This is a genomic window from Corynebacterium tapiri (assembly GCF_006334925.1).
GTDB classification, from domain to species: domain Bacteria; phylum Actinomycetota; class Actinomycetes; order Mycobacteriales; family Mycobacteriaceae; genus Corynebacterium; species Corynebacterium tapiri.
The window spans coordinates 69,550-86,476 of the sequence record NZ_VDHJ01000010.1; the positions used below are offsets into that span (position 1 = coordinate 69,550).

Here is a 16,927-nt window from a genome sequence, read left to right on the forward strand (position 1 = left end):
CTAAACTTCGTCCTCGTCGAGCGGGGCCTCGCCCGCCAGCGGGATGTCGTCGATGCTTTCCACCGTGCGGGTGTTCACCTCATCGGCGTAATCGCCGGGGCGGTTGAAGGCCTCGATACCCTCGACCTCCAGCAGCGGGCAGTCGGCGTAGAGGCGATCGAGTCCGTAGAACTCGCGCTCCTGCGTGCGCTGGACGTGCACCACGAATTGTCCGTAGTCGAGCAGGACCCACCGGAACTCGCGGTTGCCTTCGCGGCGCAGCGGTTCCTGCCCCTCGGCGGTCAGCGCGTCCTCGATCTCGTCAACGATTGCGTGCACCTGGCGCTCAGAGGAGCCGGTGACCACCACGAAGATGTCAGAGATGGCCATGACGTCGGACACGTCGTACACGGCAATCTCGGTGCCCAGCTTCTCGTCTGCCGCGCGGGCAGCGATGCGGGCATAGCGGGCGGAGGTCTCAGAGGCAGTCAATGAGGTGCAGTCCTTTGCAAGTGAGGAAACGATGAATAAACGTTAATAAGTGTGTCACGAGTACACACGCCGTGGCTACTTTTTAGCCGCGTGCGTTACCGGTGTACAAGGCATTCTTGGCAATGTACTGCACAACGCCATCCGGTACCAGATACCACACGGGGCGCCCGTCGCGAGCGCGTTCGCGACAGTCCGTCGAAGAGATCGCCATGGCGGGAACGTCGATGAGCTCGACGCGTTGTTGCTTCTCCTCCGGCAACATGTCCTCACTCAGGACATAGCCTGGGCGAGTAACCCCGATGAAGGTTGCCTCGTCAAACATGGCTTCCCAGTTGTGCCACGACAAAATTGAGCCCAAGGCGTCCGCACCGGTGATGAAGAAGAGCTCGGCGTCCGGGTACTGCGCACGGATATCGCGCAGGGTATCGATGGTGTAGGTGGGCCCCTCACGGTCAATATCCACGCGGGAAACCTGAAAACGCGGGTTGGCAGCGGTGGCGATCACCGTCATCAGGTAGCGGTGCTCCGCCTCGGTGACCTGGGTATCCGCCTTCTGCCAGGGCTGGCCGGTGGGCACGAAGATCACCATATCCAGCTCGAACTGGTCAGTTACCTCACTGGCCGCGACGAGGTGGCCGTGGTGAACCGGATCGAAGGTGCCACCCATGATCCCGATGCGCGAAGGCGAAGTCATAGTTGAGTCATCCTACTGGGCAGGGTTAGTCGCGTGTGTGCCCGGTTCCTTCCAGGATCCACTTGGTCGAGGTCAGCTCCGGAAGCGCCATGGGGCCGCGCGCGTGCAACTTCTGGGTGGAAATTCCGATCTCGGCTCCCATTCCGTAGACCTCGCCGTCCGTGAACGCCGTGGACGCGTTGATCATCACGGTGGCAGAATCGACGCGGTCCGCAAACGTGCGGCATGTATAGGCGTTCAGCGAGGCGATGCCCTCGGTGTGCCCGGTGCTATATCGAGCGATGTGTTCGATTGCCCCCTCGACGCCGTCTACCAGCGCGATTGCGATGTCGAAGGAGAGGTACTCATCGGTCCAGTCCTCCTCCGTGGCCTCAACGATTCCCTCGACACCCAGGTGCGCGAGCTGCGCAGTATCACCGTGCAGGGTGACTCCCGCTTCCTGTAGGGCACGCGCGATGCGGGTTTGGGATTCGGTGGGCAGAGCGGCGTCGATAAGCACCGTCTCCGTCGCGTTGCACACCGAGCAGCGGCGAGTCTTGCCGTTGAGCAGCATGGCAATCGCGGACTCAAGCTCGGCGTCGCGGTCGATAAAGAAATGGCAATTGCCCGTTCCCGTCTCGATCGCCGGCACCGTAGCCCCCGTGACCACGGCCTCGATCAAACGCGCACCGCCTCGGGGAATGATCACGTCCACCAGGCCGCGCGCGGTGATCAGCTCGGTGACGGAGTCATGGGTCTCGCACGGCAGCAACTGCACGGTTTCGCGGGGTAGATCGAAGCGCGTGACGACGTCCTGCAGCACCGCCACCAAGGTGGCATTCGAGTTTTTCGCCGACTTCGATCCACGCAGCAGCGGCACATTGCCAGACTTTAAAGCGAGGCCGAAGGCATCCACCGTGACATTCGGGCGCGCCTCGTAGACCATGCCCATCACACCCAACGGCACGCGCACCTGCTTCATGGTCATGCCGTTGCCCATGTCGCGACCGGTTAGCACCTCACCCACCGGATCCGCCAGCGCGGCGACCTGGCGCAGGCCACCCGCAATACCGGCAATGCGTTCTGCATCCAAGCGCAGACGATCAACCAGGGAATCACTCATGCCCGCGGCCTTGCCGGCCTCGATGTCGAGTGCATTGGCGGCCAGGATCTCGTCGGTGCGGGCAACAAGTTCGGCGGCAGCAGCCTGGAGGATCTCGTTCTTGGTGCTCGTCGGTAAGATCGCCAGCTGGGGTGCTACGGCCTTGGCCGCCTTTGCCATGTCGCGAACGGATGCAGTCGGAGTCTCAGGTGCAATCATGCTGCCCGAGTTTAGTGATTAATACCCAGCTTGAGCGTCCACCTCGGTAGGCATGCGCTCTCCGCGTGCGCAGGCGTCAGCGTTGCTCACGATGACCGGGCCGATGAGCTCCTTGGCAATGTTCGCTGGCGCCGCGATGTGCGGACTGATGAGCACATTGTCCATGGCCCACAGGGGATGGCCCTGCGGCAAAGGCTCCGGGTCTGTCACATCCATGGCGGCACCGCCAATGCTGCCGGAGTTTAACGCCTGGACCAGGGCGTCGGTGTCCACCAGCGGGCCGCGCCCCACATTGACCAGCAGGCTGTCTTCCGGCATGAGCTCGAGTTCCTGGGTAGAGATCATGTGCCGCGTCTGCTCCGTCAGCGGCGTCGTCAGCACGACAACGTCTGCCTTGGGCAGCTCATCGTGCAGGTGCTCGATCGTGCGTACCTGGCCGGCGCCCTCGACTGGGTTTCCGGAGCGGTTGAGCACCGTGGTGGTGACGTCGAAGGGCTTCAGGAGCGTGATGAGCTCGCGCGCGATTCCGCCGCCACCGATTAGCAGCACGCGCTTGCCATTGAAGAGCCAGTTTTGGCGATGCGAAATTTCCCGGCGCGCAAAGTCGTCGTTACGCGCGGGAATCTTAAACAGGTGCATCTGCCCGATGATCAGACCGAGGGCGACCTCGGCGACCGGCTTGCCGTACACTCCGCCGGCGTTGGTCCAGCGAACAGAGTCATCCAGGACTCCGGCCTCGATCAGGTGCTCAACTCCTGCGAAGGTGTACTGGACGAACTCGATACCTTCAGGAAGGGTGCTTGGGAATTCATCCGGTCCACCGCTAAATACGAGGAATTCGGCGTCCTCGAGCGATTCTGTGTAGGAGTGTCCGCCGGCTTCCACTTCGGCGATGACCTTGGGCCAGGGCTTGGGCAGCATAGTGAACTTCATGCCTGCCCAGACTACCCACCTCGGCTACAGCCGGGAGGCCCAATTGGACAGGTAATCGGCGTGAATAACCGGTCGGCGCAGGTCCTCTGGCAGGTCGTCGGAACGCTTGCCCAGCATGGAGCGCAGGACGCGGGAGTCGTATCCCACCTCGCCGCGGCCAATGGACTCCCCATTGGGGCCGATGATCTCCACGATGTCGCCAGCATGGAATTCACCATCGACGTCCGTCACACCCACCGGCAGCAAGGACGACCCGCCGGAGGTCACCGCTGTCATCGCACCGAGGTCGATGCGCAACACGCCCTCGGCATCTGCGGCATAGAGGGCCCAAAACTTCCAGGCGCTTAAGCGCTTGTCCGGGCGCGGGTGGAAAACAGTTCCCACCGAGGCATCCTCTAGGGCACGTTCCACATTCTCTGAGGAGGTCAGCAGCACCGGCACTCCCCCGCGGGCTGCCAGGCGAGCGGCCGAGACCTTAGCGGCCATGCCACCCGTGCCCAGCGCTCCGCCTCCACCAGCGACCACGCCGTCGAGGTCATGGCCGGTGCGGACCTCGGAGATAAAACGTGCCGTGGGATCGGACGGATTGCGGTCGTAGAGCCCGTCCACGTCGGAGAGCAGGATGAGCGCATCCGCTGCGATGAGGTGCGCGACGATGGCGGCCAGGCGGTCGTTATCGCCGAAGCGCATCTCGCTGGTGGCCACCGTGTCATTCTCATTCACGATGGGCACAGCCTGCATGGAACGCAGACGCTCGATGGTGCGCTGAGCGTTGCGCGTGCGCTCGCGCGAACCAGCGTCCGAGGCGGTCAGCAGCAGCTGAGCGGTCGTGCGATCGAAGCGCCCAAAGGACTCGGCCCACTGCGCGGCCAGTTGTACCTGCCCCACCGCTGCCGAGGCCTGCTTGGCGGCCAACTCCTGTGGGCGTTGCCGAAACCCCAGGGATCCAAAGCCGGTGGCCACTGCTCCGGAAGAGACCACCGTGACGTCGCCTCCCCTGGCCATGCGCTTTTCCAGGGCCTCGACGTAGTGGTCGATGCGCACGCGGTCCACTCCCCCAGCAGGCTTGCTGACGGCTGAGGAACCGAACTTGACCACGATGCGCTTGGCATGGCGAATCTGCTTGCGCAGCTGGTCGTCGGAAAGAAAATCTTCCATCGCTTCCGGCTATCCCTGCCAGCGCTCCCGATCGGCCTGCTGGCCGTCGCCGTAGTCGTACTCGTCGATAAGTCCGCGGCGAGCCTGGGAGGCGCGCTTGCGCTCCGCGGCAGAGGCACGCGAGGTGCCACCCAGGCGGGCATCCTGACCGCGGCCGGCCAGCGTGGGGTCGCCGCCACCGCTCATTGGCTCCCACTCGAAGGAGATCTCGCCGATGGTCACGGTCGCGCCCTCGACGGCGCCGGCCTTGAACAGCTCGTCCTCCACGCCGAGGCGGTTAAGACGGTCTGCCAAAAAGCCCACGGCCTCATCGTTTTCAAAGTCGGTCTGCTTGATCCAGCGCTCCACCTTGCGGCCCTGCACAAGGAAGCCACCGGGGACCTCAAGGTCTGGCTGGACGGTGAAGTCGGGCTCCTTAGCGGCCTTCTTGGCTCCCACCGCTGCGGGTCGAATGACCTGGTGCTCCTGGTCCGCCTTCACCTTGGGAATCCGCTTGCGCGCCTGGGCCACCTTCTCCAGCAGCGCGTACTTAAGCGAATCTAGCCCCTGACGCGCCACGGTGGAGACGATGAAGACCGGCCAGCCGAAGGCCTCCTCCAGGTCAGCCTTCACAAACTCAGCAAGCTCGGCAGCCTCGGGCACATCCGCCTTGTTCAGGACGATGACGCGCGGGCGCTCCCGCAGGTCCCCCAGGCCGGTGTCACTCTCCAGGGCATCCTGGTAGGCAGCCAGCTCAGTCTCGAGGGCTTCAATGTCGCTCTGGGGATCGCGCCCCGGCTCGATGGTGGCCGTATCCACGATGTGTGCCAGCACCGCGGTGCGCTCGATGTGGCGCAGGAAGTCCAGGCCCAGACCCTTGCCCTGCGAGGCACCGGGGATGAGGCCCGGCACGTCAGCGATGGTGAAGGAGGTCTCACCCATATCCACCACACCCAGGTTGGGCTGCAGCGTGGTGAAGGGGTAGTCGGCGATCTTGGGTTTTGCTGCAGACAGCACCGAGATCAAGGACGACTTACCTGCGGAGGGAAAACCCAGCAGGCCAACGTCAGCCATGGATTTCAGCTCCAGGATGAGGTCGTGCGCCTGGCCTTCCTCGCCCTTGAGCGCGAAGCCGGGTGCCTTGCGCTTGGCAGAGGCCAGTGCAGCATTGCCCAGGCCGCCGAAGCCACCCTCGGCAGCCAGAAAGCGGGTGCCGGGGACGGTCAGGTCTGCCAGGGTTTCGCCCTTGGCATTGCGCACGACGGTGCCGACGGGCACCTCAAGCACCAGGTCCTCACCACGCGCACCGTGGCGGTTGTTGCCCTCGCCATTTCCACCTCGGCCCGCCTTCATGTGCGGCCGGTAGTGGAAGTCCAGCAGGGTGTGCACCTGGGGTGAGACCTCGAACAGGATGTCTCCACCGTGGCCACCGTTGCCGCCGTCGGGCCCACCGAGGGGCTTGAACTTTTCGCGGTGCACCGAGGCACAACCGTGCCCGCCGTCGCCTGCTTGCAGGTGCAGTACCGTGCGGTCAACGAATTGTGCCATGGCTACTCCCCCAAAATTGAGTTGGATTCTTACGTAGTCGAAAGACTATCAGCAGCCTTGGCCGCAGCCGCTTTCCTGCGTGCCCGACGCCGCCACTCCATCACCAGGATGACCAGTAGTGCCAGCACCAGCACGATAAGAATGCCCTTCATCCACCAGCTCAACGTAATTCCGCCGGCCATGTCGGTGTTCTCTGACGCAGTGGGCTCGACGCGCTCCAGGGTGACCAAAAGGCGATCGGTATTGATGCCATAGGGCGTACACGTCACCAGCGTCATCTTGTCTTTGCCCGGCTCGTAGGTAACCGACTCATAGTCGAACGGCCCCACGACCACCTTGCTGGTCATCTTGTACGTCAAGCGCTGACCCATCACGTCCACGATCGCGATGTCGCCGTTTTTCAGCTTGGGCAGCTCGTCGAACATCGAGGCATTCACCATGCCGGTGTGCGCGGAGATCACGGTATTAGTTCCCGGGCCTCCCACCGGCAGCGAGGAACCAAACATGTGGCCGGCGCCCTCATATAGGACCTCGGACCGGGTGGTGTGAAAGACCGGCAGGTCAACGTTGATCGCGGGGATGCTGATGCGCGCCATCACGCCTTTGGTCTCCGGGGCGTCGAGGGTCTTCATGTACTCCTCAAAGCCCGGTGTCGAAGGCTCCGGAGGGGCCGCGTGATGCCCGGTCTTTTGCAGCTGGTCGTTGTAGGCCCGCGCCTCCGCCAGGTACTGCTCTCGCAGGCCAGGCGGATCGATCGTGGCGACGGATTCCGCGTAGTACCGCGCCTGCTTCTCCAACTGGTGGTCGTTATAGATCGTGGCGACGATCGGGTACAGCAGCAGCAACGTGCCCGCCAGGATCAGCAGCCAGGGCTTCTTCTTGCGCCGCGGCGCCCGGCGTGGCGTTGCTACTGCATGACTCACTCGGATCTACTCCTCCTCTTGGATGTCCTCGTCAGTGTCCTCATCTCGACCACGGAGGTAGGACCACAAGCCCAGGCCCAAAGCGATCAGACCCAGCAGGATAACCCACACCAGTGTCTGCACGCCGGTGTCTGGCAGCATCCAGCCCAGGATTCCCGTGGGGCGGATAGCACCATACGTGTCCTCGGCCGTCAGCTGCGAGGTACCCGCAACCGCGGTGACACCCACCGTGCCCTTGTAGGAGTAGTGCTGGTCAGCCGGGACGTCGATAGGCACCGTGAACGTGCACTCGTGCGTTTCCTTCGGCTCGAGCTCCGGCACCTGGCACACCTTCGACGGGATCGTGCCCTGCGCATCCACGACAAACTCTTGTCCATTGGCCCGGATGGTCTTGCCCGCCAGCTCCTTCTCCGTGATGGCGACGTCCTTGGCAGACATCGCACCGGTGTTCTTGATGCGGTAGGTGAACTGCATCTCGGTGGCGTCGTCCGGCAACACGGCGGTGTCGGCGACGGCTCCGGTGATCGCGCTGATCGGCGCGCCCTTGATGTGCTTATCGACGCTGATACCCGGGTAGGAGTTCAGCAAGGTCACAGCCCACTTCGGGCCTTCGGTGGAGTTATCTGAGGCCTGCGCCACCGGCTTGACCGCCAGGTCGACGCTTTGCTCGGTAGAACCCGTCTGCTGATTCTTGACCGTGACATCCTGCAGAAGTTCACCGGTCTCAGCGACCGTCAACACTGGGTCTGCCTTATCGATTCCATCGGAGGTTTCGACGATGTTGCAATCCTGGTCGACAGGTATGCCGTCCATCTTGGCCGAGGTTCCCGCGCGCAGGGTCACTCCCTCCGGGGAGGCGAAGCACTCCGACGTGAAGTGGAACTCTCCGCCCTTGCCGGCTTCACCTGCTACTCGCTTGCCCAGGGTCAGCGTCACGGTGTCACGCAGGTGCGTGGCCTCAGAGCCGACCATGTATGCGGGTGCGATCTCTGCCGAGACCACGTCCACCGGCACGTTGAACGTGAACGTGTTGTTCTTCATGCCCGGGGTGACTTCGTTCGGGGCGTAGTCGGTGCCAGCTCGCTTCGGATTGCCTTCCACAGCGGTGCCTTCTCGCCACACACCAAATTGGACGAACGGAGAGCGGCTGCCACTGGTCCACTCGAGGACGGTGCGGGGGTCAAGCGCAGAACCGCTCAGCGTAACTTCACAGTCCACGCCGACGGGCAGCATGACTGTGCCTGCTCGGGTAGGTGCCGACTTGCTGGTGATATCCGAGGTCGTTGTACCGGCTGCTGCACTTACCGTCAGTTCGGCCTTGGTCTGGGCGCCGTCCTTACAGGTGAAGTTGTAAGTGTAATCACCGGTCAGCCCCTTGAGATAGCCATCTTGCATCGGGGCTACTGCTACCGCCACTTTGCGGTGATCGTAGACGTTGCGGAACTCCCACACATCCACGGCAGGACGCGGCTGCACCTTCTTGGTGACCTGCTTCTCAGGCTCAACCCGCCACGTCAGCTGCTTGGGCACCTGCGGTTCTTGTTCCGTGAACGTGCACTCGGTTCCCACAGGCATGTCCGCCAGCGGAGACTCGAAGCGGTACCGCTGCTTTCCGTCCTGCGTAGTGCCCTCCTTCTTGAACTGCGCCCACTGAAGGGTCTCGGGCAGGTAGGTCGGCTGCTTCGTCGTGTCGTTGGTGTAACCGACCTGCGCAGTCTGGAAGCCCACTGCACGGCAGGTGTAACCAAACTTGAATTGGTAGTCGTCTCCGAGGAGCTTGCTGTCCTTTTCGTCGATCACCACTTCCTTGGCCAACTGCACCGGAGCCAGGTCGTACTGGTAGTGGTTGGTCAGAGTCAGCGTGGTGGTCGGTTTTCCGTCACGCGAGGGCGTGGTCTGGAAAGTCTGCGACGTCGTCGAGCCGTCGGCAAGATCAGTGTCTTTAAACGTTGTGCCGTCGTTTCGAGTGACAACCCAGTCGATGTACTCAGGCCGAACCGTTGCTTCGACCCCACCATTGTTGAGGCTGAGCTTGAGCTCGCCGAATTTATCGCCGGTGATCTGGCAATCGGCGCCCACCGGAATCTTGGTGAAGGTTCCCTTGCCTGGGCCCGTGATCGTCGTGTTAAACGTTCCGATCTCTGAGCCCGGGGTGTTCGCATCCGTTTGCGGATCGCGGCACACCATGGAGAAGTTGTGCGTGTAGTACGGAATCTTCTGACCAGCGGCGGCGTAATCACCCTGAACGTTTGCCGGCAGAGACGCGACCTTGTCCACCACCACGTCCGTGAGCACGCGGGAGTAGGTGTTGGTGAAGGTCACCTTGGTGTTCTCGCCAGTGATAGTGAAGTCTTGCTTGCCGACGCTGGCAGCCTGATCGTTAACACCTACCTCTTGCTTGAGGGAGATTCCATCGTCGGTAGCGACGATGTCCTCGGAAGCAGTACAGCGAGCGCCAAGGCGAATGCTGTCACGCAAAACGATATGGCCGTCGTGCTTGACCACACCGGTTGCGGTGATCGGGGTGGACTCTCCCGGTGGTGTACAGATCAGCTTGACCGAGAAATCACGGCTCCGCTTGGCATCCTTACGGGCCTGCGAAATGTATTGCGCGGTCTCCGGGTCGAAGGCGACCTGCTTGGTTGCGGTGACCTTGCCGTAGACATAGTCGTAATTCGGCGAGATTGTGACCTGAGAGTTGTCTGAAATAGTGAATTTACTGGTCACCTTGTCGGACCCGTTGAACTCAGCGGCAGGACTCGAGCCATTATCCACTGTGACCTGGCGCTTAATGGGGAAACGTGTTCCCCCAGCCTCGCGGGTGAGCGGATCGGTGCTCGTCTCTGTCAATGTGCAGGAACTTCCCTTAGGCAGATCACTCGCAGGGATTTGGGTCGACTCACCCGGGGCAAGAGTGATCGTCTTGGTGTAGTTCATACCCGCCAGTTGGGCAGCCTGGTACGCCACGGGCTGCGCAGTATCGGTCGGCTGGTTGGTCTCGGTTGGCGTAGGAGTTGGCGATGGCTGTGTGCCACCGGTAGTTCCATCTGCAGCGCGCGGCGCGGTCTGCGGCATAGGGGCAGCAGGGGCAGGGGCCGTTGGGAGCGTGCACACTAGCGAATAAGTCATCGGCTGCGCGAGCGTAGGCATGTTCGTTGGGCGGTGATTAATGGTCAGCCCCTGCCCCAGCGGAACAAAGGTGTTAGTGATCGTCACCGGGGTGTTAGCCGCCGCGATTTTCAGCGACTTCGAACCGGCATCAGTAGACCACTGCACGCCCGCGGGAACATCCTTTGGCGTCGGTTCGCTGAACGTACAGGTGTTGCCATAGGGCACTCCCATGGCGCCGTTTTGGTCGTTAATCTGGTTGGCGTTGACCCCGGAGGGGGCGTTGGGGTCAGAGTAGGTCAGACGAATGGTCTGCCCGGTGGTGATCTGGGCAGTTCCTTTAAGCTGAACGGGAGTCACGACTCCGTTGACAACCACAGATCGTTGGCCACAGGTGAAGTTGACCGTAAAGGTTGAGGGAACGTTTTGAGCGGTTCCCGCAACGACCTTTGTCAGCGAGACTGTTCCCAGCTGAGTGGAATAGGAGTTACGGACAACTACGCGGTTCTGCCCCGGCAACGTGGCGTTGGAGACGGTCAGGACGGGTTTTGTCTTGGCGTCATTGTTTGGCAGAGCCGTCGTCGCACCAGTGCCGTTGGTGGCTGCCACGACGGTAGCGTCCAGCTTGAGCCCGGCGATGTCAGGTGCACTCTGCTCCCAAACTTTGCACTGAGCTCCCACCGGAACTGCCGGGATTTTTGCAATTTGCTTGCCCGAGGCTAGCGTGCTGATGTCCACCGTTCCGGTCTTGGGCGCGACTGCGGAATTGTTAGGAACCGCGCACTCGTACTGAGCACGGAACGTGGCATCGGACAGCAGTGGAGATCCAGCCGCTGGTCCAGCTAACTCCTTGACGACCTCCACGTCGCGAGCCTGGTAAGAGTAGGAGGCTTCAATGTTAATTGTGGCCTGGGTTGTCCGGTCCGCGATGGAGAACTTGTACGTGTTAACGGGGCTTGCCTGCTCCGCAATTGGCGCGCCCTGCAAGGTGACTTTGCGGCCATCGAAGGTGTACTTATCGGATTCTGCGTTGCTCAGACCAGTCTTGGGCGTCAACACACAGTCCGTAGCCACGGGGACGCCCTTGAGCACGTTGCTGCCCGAGGCTGTCGTGGTGCCATTGAGTGTGAGAGTCACCTCGCGCACGTAGTTCGCTCCCGTGCAACGGACTTCGAACACATAGTCTCGAGGCTTGGTCATCGCGGCCACGGGTGGACCAAGAATGGTTTTATTAATCGTCAGATCGGCCGTTCGTTGGTCGTACTTGTTGGTAGCTCCGACGACGTTTGAGCCATTGTTGAGGCGCAACGTCGTCGAGCGCACGCCGTTTTGATCTGGCTGAGACATGGTTCCGGAGCTCCACTGGACGTCGAGCGCATTGCCGGGCTGCGCAGGCGGGACCTGCTTGCCGGTGTTATCGGTAAAGCCCTCAGTCACGGTGCACTCGGCGCCGGCCGGGAGATTATTGATCGTTTGCGTTCCGCCAGCAGCCAGGCGAGCAGTTCCAGAGAGCTTGACCTGTGGGTACGCAGCGGCAAAGGTGCTGGGGTCCTTGCACACATAGTTCAGATCGAACTGACGGAGACGAAGCTCCTGCGAGTTCTGTGCCGAGCCGGTGACCTGCTTGTTCAGGGTTAGTGAGGCAGGGGTGAACTTCGCTCGCCAGCTAACGTCACAATCGGCGATCAGGTTATCCGGATTGGTTACACCGAGCACCGATTCACCACTGGTGGTGTGGTCTGACAGAGTGAAGCCAGCCGGGACATTTCCGGGCTCGATGGTGGTAGTGGTGCTGCCGATCGTGCACTGCCAGCGGGGCTGGTAGCGCCCGCCGATAACCTGCGGAGACAGAGAGCCGTTGGAGGCCTTAGACCTGAACAGCTGCGTATCTGTCGCCTTCATATCACGATTGACCTGGCGAACCACGGGAGTGTAGTTGTTGTTCTGATACGGCAGGTTGGTCACCGCATCGCCAGACTTCAGGGCCATGGAAAAGTTGAACTGTGTAGCACTGCCGGTCACATTGCGCTCGAACGTGGTGTCGGGCTGGGTAACGCTTCCGGTCATGCGGCCCATGGGGATGCCGATGGCGAAGGCCTGGCGGCCCTTGGAAGACCAGGTGGTGGTCTGGAAGCGCGTCGGCGACGGGCTGGATACTAGGTACGTACCAACGTTTCCCGACGTACGTCCGCCGCCAGAGACTTGGTCCGGAGTATTTTTCCCGTATACCCAACAAATGAAGTCTTTCGCAGCTGGTGGCTGAGGTGAATACGATCCCCACTGCTCTTGTCCTGGACCCATTCCGCGCTCACACGTGCGGTAACCGCTCGGAATGACTGGGGTGTCGATGTCAACATTGCCAGGTGAGGCGTCGAACTGCAGGCGCTCACCGTAGTCCTCGTAGCCATCGGTGCTCTCGGCATCGGCTCCAGCAATGCGGTAGTCAGTGACCGGGTTGCCATTAGGGTCGGTGATCTTGATGTCCGTCATGGTGAACTCGTAGCCACGACGATCCAGATTGGAGTGGTCGGTTTCCACGACGGTCTGCATGGAGCTAGCAGCGTTCTTGACCCACACATCCATGCCATTGGCAATGCGACCGAAGACACCCGCGCTGGCGTTGGTTGCCGCGTTGGCGCCGACGACCAGGCCGCCAGTGTTGTTGCGGCCACCATAAGTATTGAGCTTCAATGTGTACGTCAACGTGTAGGGCCCCAGGCGGTGGGTGCGCGTGCGCAGCGAGTAATCCAGCGACGTTGTGCCGAGGAACCCGGAAGTGGTGGGCACGAAATCTTCCATCGACAACCAGCAGATCTGACCCATATCTCCAGGAGCCTGGCGGAATTCACATCCAGTGTTGTTCCAGTCGTTGCCCATGAGGAAGCTTCCGTTAGAAGCTTGCGCTTGCGCGGTGGGAGCAGTCTGCCAAGGAACAGCCACCGGCATGAGATGGGCAACGATGACCACCAGCATGGTCAGAGCAATGGCGAGAGCCCGGCGCGCCATGGTCCGTGGGTGAAGCTGGTGAGTCATTGCTATTCCTTTTCGGGGGTACTGCTTGGAAAGACGGTGGAGCTTATTCACTGGTCATCCTCCGAGGATCTTTTGGAGCGAAGGAGAATGAGCCCCAGAACTATGGCTAGGAATCCGATGCCGAGAATCCAGAGCACGCTGGCGCCGGTGGAAGCCAACGTTCCAGGAGGCATTGGGAACCAGGACGAGCCCTGGGGGCTCTGGCTTGCGGGGTTGCCTTCGCTTCCGTTGGCGCCCGGACCCGCTCCGCCACCGGCGGGTGGGGTGCCAGAGGACTCATCGGTGATCCAGATAGAGGTGGGTGCCTTCAATGACTCGTTTGCGCGGCCGTCGATAAGCACCTGGGCCGTGTTGTCGATCTTCTTTCCCACTGCTCCCCCGGTGACCTCGGTGACCAGGGTCAGGCGGACCCGAGCGTTGGGGTGGGTCTGGCGGTGCTGTGCGAGTGTGGAAAGACCATGGTCGGTGAAGGTGAGTGCGACGCGGGAAGGAGTGGTCTCCAAGGTGTAGTCGCGTGCGGCATCCAACGCGCCGTCGGGCGAGAGGGTTGGTTGCTGCGCCTCCACCAGTTTCAAGCGTGGGTCGAGGTCATCGGAGATGACAAACCGGTGCAGTCGACCTAGAGAATCTGGGTGAGGAATGCCAGCGTCGATGGTGTAGGTAACACGCTGACCTATCCGTGCCGAAGAGACGTCAGCGGACTTGGTCACGGTGACTGGCTCTGCCTTCAGGCTCATCCGCACAGTATCGCCACCGCGCAGTAACACGAGCACGGGCGAGGCGATCTCTGCAAGGATGTCGCCCTGCCACTGCGGCACCTCACGTACCAGGTACACGCCCTCGGACAAACCGCTAAACAGCGCAGTCGAGCTGCTACCGGTAGACATCGTGGAACTTGCGCCGTGATCCGGGTGGGCGGAAAGAGTCAACAGCGCGGGATTCTGCTGTGCCTGATCTGCAAGCTCCTGCTGGCTGCTTGCTTTGATCTCGGGCAGCGCAGTGACCTCGATGAGAGAGTTCTCTCGTCCCTCGTCGCTGGAAGAGCTCAGGGGTGTCACCTGCAGGCTCGCCAACCCCTGGGCATGCACAACTGGGCTCAGCAGAGTGAGCAGCAAGGACGCCACGCAGGCCACGATCAGTCTTGTCATTGTGTTACTTCATTCTCTTGAACTACCTGCTGCGCTTTTCGACGTTGCATAAGCCACCACAACAGGTAGAGCAGCGCCAGCACCGAGATCACCACAGCGGCGATCATCCAGGGCTGCCACGGAGAGGTATAGGTGCGATCGATGTGCCCCTGCGGAACCGGAACGCGCTGCCCGCGCACAAGCAGGCGGTGCGAGTTAATTCCGTACGGCGTGCAGGTGATCAGGGTCAGGTAGTCCTTGCCCTCCTCCGGGCGGATGTTCTCCACCTCGGTGGGAAGGACTGTGGTGATCTGATCGACTTGGTACGCCAGGGTCTCCCCCATGACCTCGACGGTGAACACGTCACCGGTCTTGATGTGCGTGAGGTTGTCGAACATCGTCATCGACGCCAAACCCGTGTGCCCGGTCAAGACCGCATGAGTGCCGGGCCCGCCTATGGGCAGGGCCGTCCCGTAGAGATGCCCGATTCCGTGGGCGAGAGTGGCGTTGCTCGTGCCGTGGTAGACCGGGAGATCGATTCCCACGCTGGGAACCCGTAGGCGCGCCAAGGTGGAATCCACCGCTAACTGCTTTTGGTAATCCGCGTACGCCGGCGAGGAGGTGTCCGCGCCGTGGACCCACGGGTCCACCGCACCGAATTCTGGCAAGCGGGTGTTGTACTCCCGCGCGGCGTTGAGCGCTTCATCGCGCTGCCCCTGAGGGATCTTGGCTACCGACGCCGAGTACTGCTCGGCGATACGGTGCTGCTCGACGTTTTTGTAGTGCGTCAACACCACCGGGGAGAGAAACACCAGGATCGCCAGGACGATGTAGATGACCGACCTGGGGTTCTTCTTACGCGCAGACAAAGAGGAGGTCCGTCCAGGCTTTACTTGTTTAGCCATAGGGACGTCCTCCTCTCCCCTTCAGTTGTGCGACGGACGACGCGCCGCCCGATCGTGCTTAGGCGCTAGCGCGGGAATCGCGGTAGCTGGTGTAGATGCCGCGAGCCAGCAGAGCTGCACCGATAAGGAAGACGATCAGGATGCCGAAGGCACCAGTTGCCGGCAGCTGGTTGATCAGCGAGTTGCGCTGGTTCTGGACCTCGACTGTGAACTGGCCAGCGGCTCCCTCTGCCTGCGCGAAGTTCACCGGCTGCGGCTCCGGGTTACGGATGTAGCCCTCAGGTGCCTTGATCTCCAGGACGCAGTAGTCATAGGTCTGGGTACCGGTTGCTGCAGCGAAGGAAGTACGCGGCAGGGAGTAAGCCCTGGCGGTCGACTGAGTGTTGTCGCCACCGCCGGTGATGATCTTGTCCTTCGGGTCACCGTTCTCGGTGGTGGCAACTGTCAGCTTTTCACCGAGCAAGTTGTACTTGTTTTTGTTCTGCTCGTCGGGAGCACACCGGTACACCTCAAATTCGGCTCCATTGAGCTCTGGACGATCTGCATCCTGGTTCGGAGTCTTCTTGGTGACCGTCAGCGGAGCAAAGGTGGCGCTGGTGGGATCCGGTATCTTGTCGCCATCAACGTCCGGTGCATCGGTGTTGATCTTTGCGCCGTTCGGCAGCTCGATCGTCGCGGTGTTGGTGAGCTGGCCGTTGGGCAGAGGCTTGGTGATTTTCGCGTCGAAGTCAACGGTCACGGTCAGAGACGCGTCGTTCTTACGCAGGTCGTTGAGCTTCTTCAACCCTGCTGGAGTGAACTCGACGCGAAGAACATTGTTGTCCGGGGTGAGGTTGTAGTCCGCACCCGCAGCCAAAGCGACATCGTTGCCGGACTTCCCATCAGCGGAAACGGCCTTAACCACCGGAGCCGGATCGGTAACTAGGGAAAGCCCGTCGATCAGCTTATCCTCGATGTTGAAACGCGGGGATGCACCAGCGATCGGCTGGTCTTTGGCGTCGAGCTGTGCCACGTTGGCCGGCACCGGCGCATTGATGACGAAACCAACGTTGGAACCGATCGTCGCGTTTGTCACATCGATCTGCTTGGAAGCAGTCAAGTTCTGGTTCTTCGGGAAAACCGTCTGCGAGTAATTCCACTGACCATTGTCGGTCGTACCAGGCAGGGTGATGTAGAACGGCGGAGCCACCGAGTAGCCACCGAACTGCTGCTCGGTGACGCGGTAGAGACCGACCTTGAAGTTTTGGTTTGTGCCGGTTGAGATCGTCGCAACACCCTGAGCGTCGGTCTCAATGGTGCCAAAATCCTCGAGAACAGTCGGCTGCTGCTTTCCAGCAGCGACGGCAGAAACAGTATCCCAGCCAGCGGCGGTCGTCAGATCAACACCGTCAACACGCTGGATTTTAAACTGCGCGCCTTGCAGGGGCTTAAGGCCCGCAGCCTCCGGAGTCGTCCCTGCAGCAACCGGATCACCCAGGTACTTCTTGATGATCAGCTCGACAGTGTGATTCGGGTCAATCTGATCGGCCTTCTCTGAGGCAGCCGGAGCAGCCGGCGCGCCAACAGCCGGCTGGTTCACATCCTGCGCCAGCGCAGCCGGACCGGACAGGGTGGTCAGTGCGAGTCCGCCAGAGAAAAGGGCCGCAGCGATACGGGTGGTCAAGTGGTTAGTCATTTAGGGGCAATCCTTAAAGCTTGTGAGCACCAAACGCTCCCACCACCGATCCACAGGCCCACCACAATTGGTG

11 protein-coding genes are annotated in these 16,927 nt (G+C 61.5%); all 11 read right to left on the minus strand.

Annotated elements, in window-relative coordinates; genetic code table 11:
- Nucleotides 1-471: a ribosome silencing factor gene (gene rsfS / locus FHE74_RS08000; protein WP_139465984.1), complete on the minus strand. Its 471-nt coding sequence runs from the start codon at nucleotides 469-471 to the stop codon at nucleotides 1-3.
- Nucleotides 472-553: 82 nt separating this feature from the next.
- Entirely contained in the window at nucleotides 554-1,165 is a 612-nt protein-coding gene (gene nadD, locus FHE74_RS08005; protein WP_139465985.1) for a nicotinate-nucleotide adenylyltransferase, read from the minus strand.
- A 25-nt stretch (nucleotides 1,166-1,190) separates the two neighbouring features.
- Complete coding sequence (locus FHE74_RS08010) at nucleotides 1,191-2,465, minus strand: glutamate-5-semialdehyde dehydrogenase (protein ID WP_139465986.1); 1,275 nt, start codon at nucleotides 2,463-2,465, stop codon at nucleotides 1,191-1,193.
- Nucleotides 2,466-2,483: 18 nt separating this feature from the next.
- Entirely contained in the window at nucleotides 2,484-3,398 is a 915-nt protein-coding gene (locus FHE74_RS08015) for a D-isomer specific 2-hydroxyacid dehydrogenase family protein (protein WP_139465987.1), read from the minus strand.
- Nucleotides 3,399-3,422: 24 nt separating this feature from the next.
- Complete coding sequence (gene proB, locus FHE74_RS08020) at nucleotides 3,423-4,556, minus strand: glutamate 5-kinase (protein ID WP_139465988.1); 1,134 nt, start codon at nucleotides 4,554-4,556, stop codon at nucleotides 3,423-3,425.
- Nucleotides 4,557-4,565: 9 nt separating this feature from the next.
- Nucleotides 4,566-6,083: a GTPase ObgE gene (gene obgE, locus FHE74_RS08025; protein ID WP_139465989.1), complete on the minus strand. Its 1,518-nt coding sequence runs from the start codon at nucleotides 6,081-6,083 to the stop codon at nucleotides 4,566-4,568.
- 29 nt (nucleotides 6,084-6,112) lie between these two features.
- Nucleotides 6,113-7,006, minus strand: a complete 894-nt coding sequence (locus tag FHE74_RS08030; protein WP_246049235.1) for a class C sortase — start codon at nucleotides 7,004-7,006, stop codon at nucleotides 6,113-6,115.
- Nucleotides 7,007-7,012: 6 nt separating this feature from the next.
- Nucleotides 7,013-13,147, minus strand: a complete 6,135-nt coding sequence (locus FHE74_RS08035; protein WP_139465991.1) for a DUF5979 domain-containing protein — start codon at nucleotides 13,145-13,147, stop codon at nucleotides 7,013-7,015.
- A gap of 47 nt (nucleotides 13,148-13,194) precedes the next feature.
- Entirely contained in the window at nucleotides 13,195-14,295 is a 1,101-nt protein-coding gene (locus FHE74_RS08040; RefSeq protein ID WP_139465992.1) for an isopeptide-forming domain-containing fimbrial protein, read from the minus strand.
- Nucleotides 14,292-15,179: a class C sortase gene (locus FHE74_RS08045; protein ID WP_139465993.1), complete on the minus strand. Its 888-nt coding sequence runs from the start codon at nucleotides 15,177-15,179 to the stop codon at nucleotides 14,292-14,294. The genes FHE74_RS08040 and FHE74_RS08045 overlap by 4 nt, the downstream gene beginning before the upstream one ends.
- A 58-nt stretch (nucleotides 15,180-15,237) precedes the next feature.
- Nucleotides 15,238-16,854, minus strand: coding sequence for a SpaH/EbpB family LPXTG-anchored major pilin (locus FHE74_RS08050; RefSeq protein WP_139465994.1), 1,617 nt, complete (start codon nucleotides 16,852-16,854; stop codon nucleotides 15,238-15,240).
- Nucleotides 16,855-16,927: the final 73 nt, after the last annotated feature.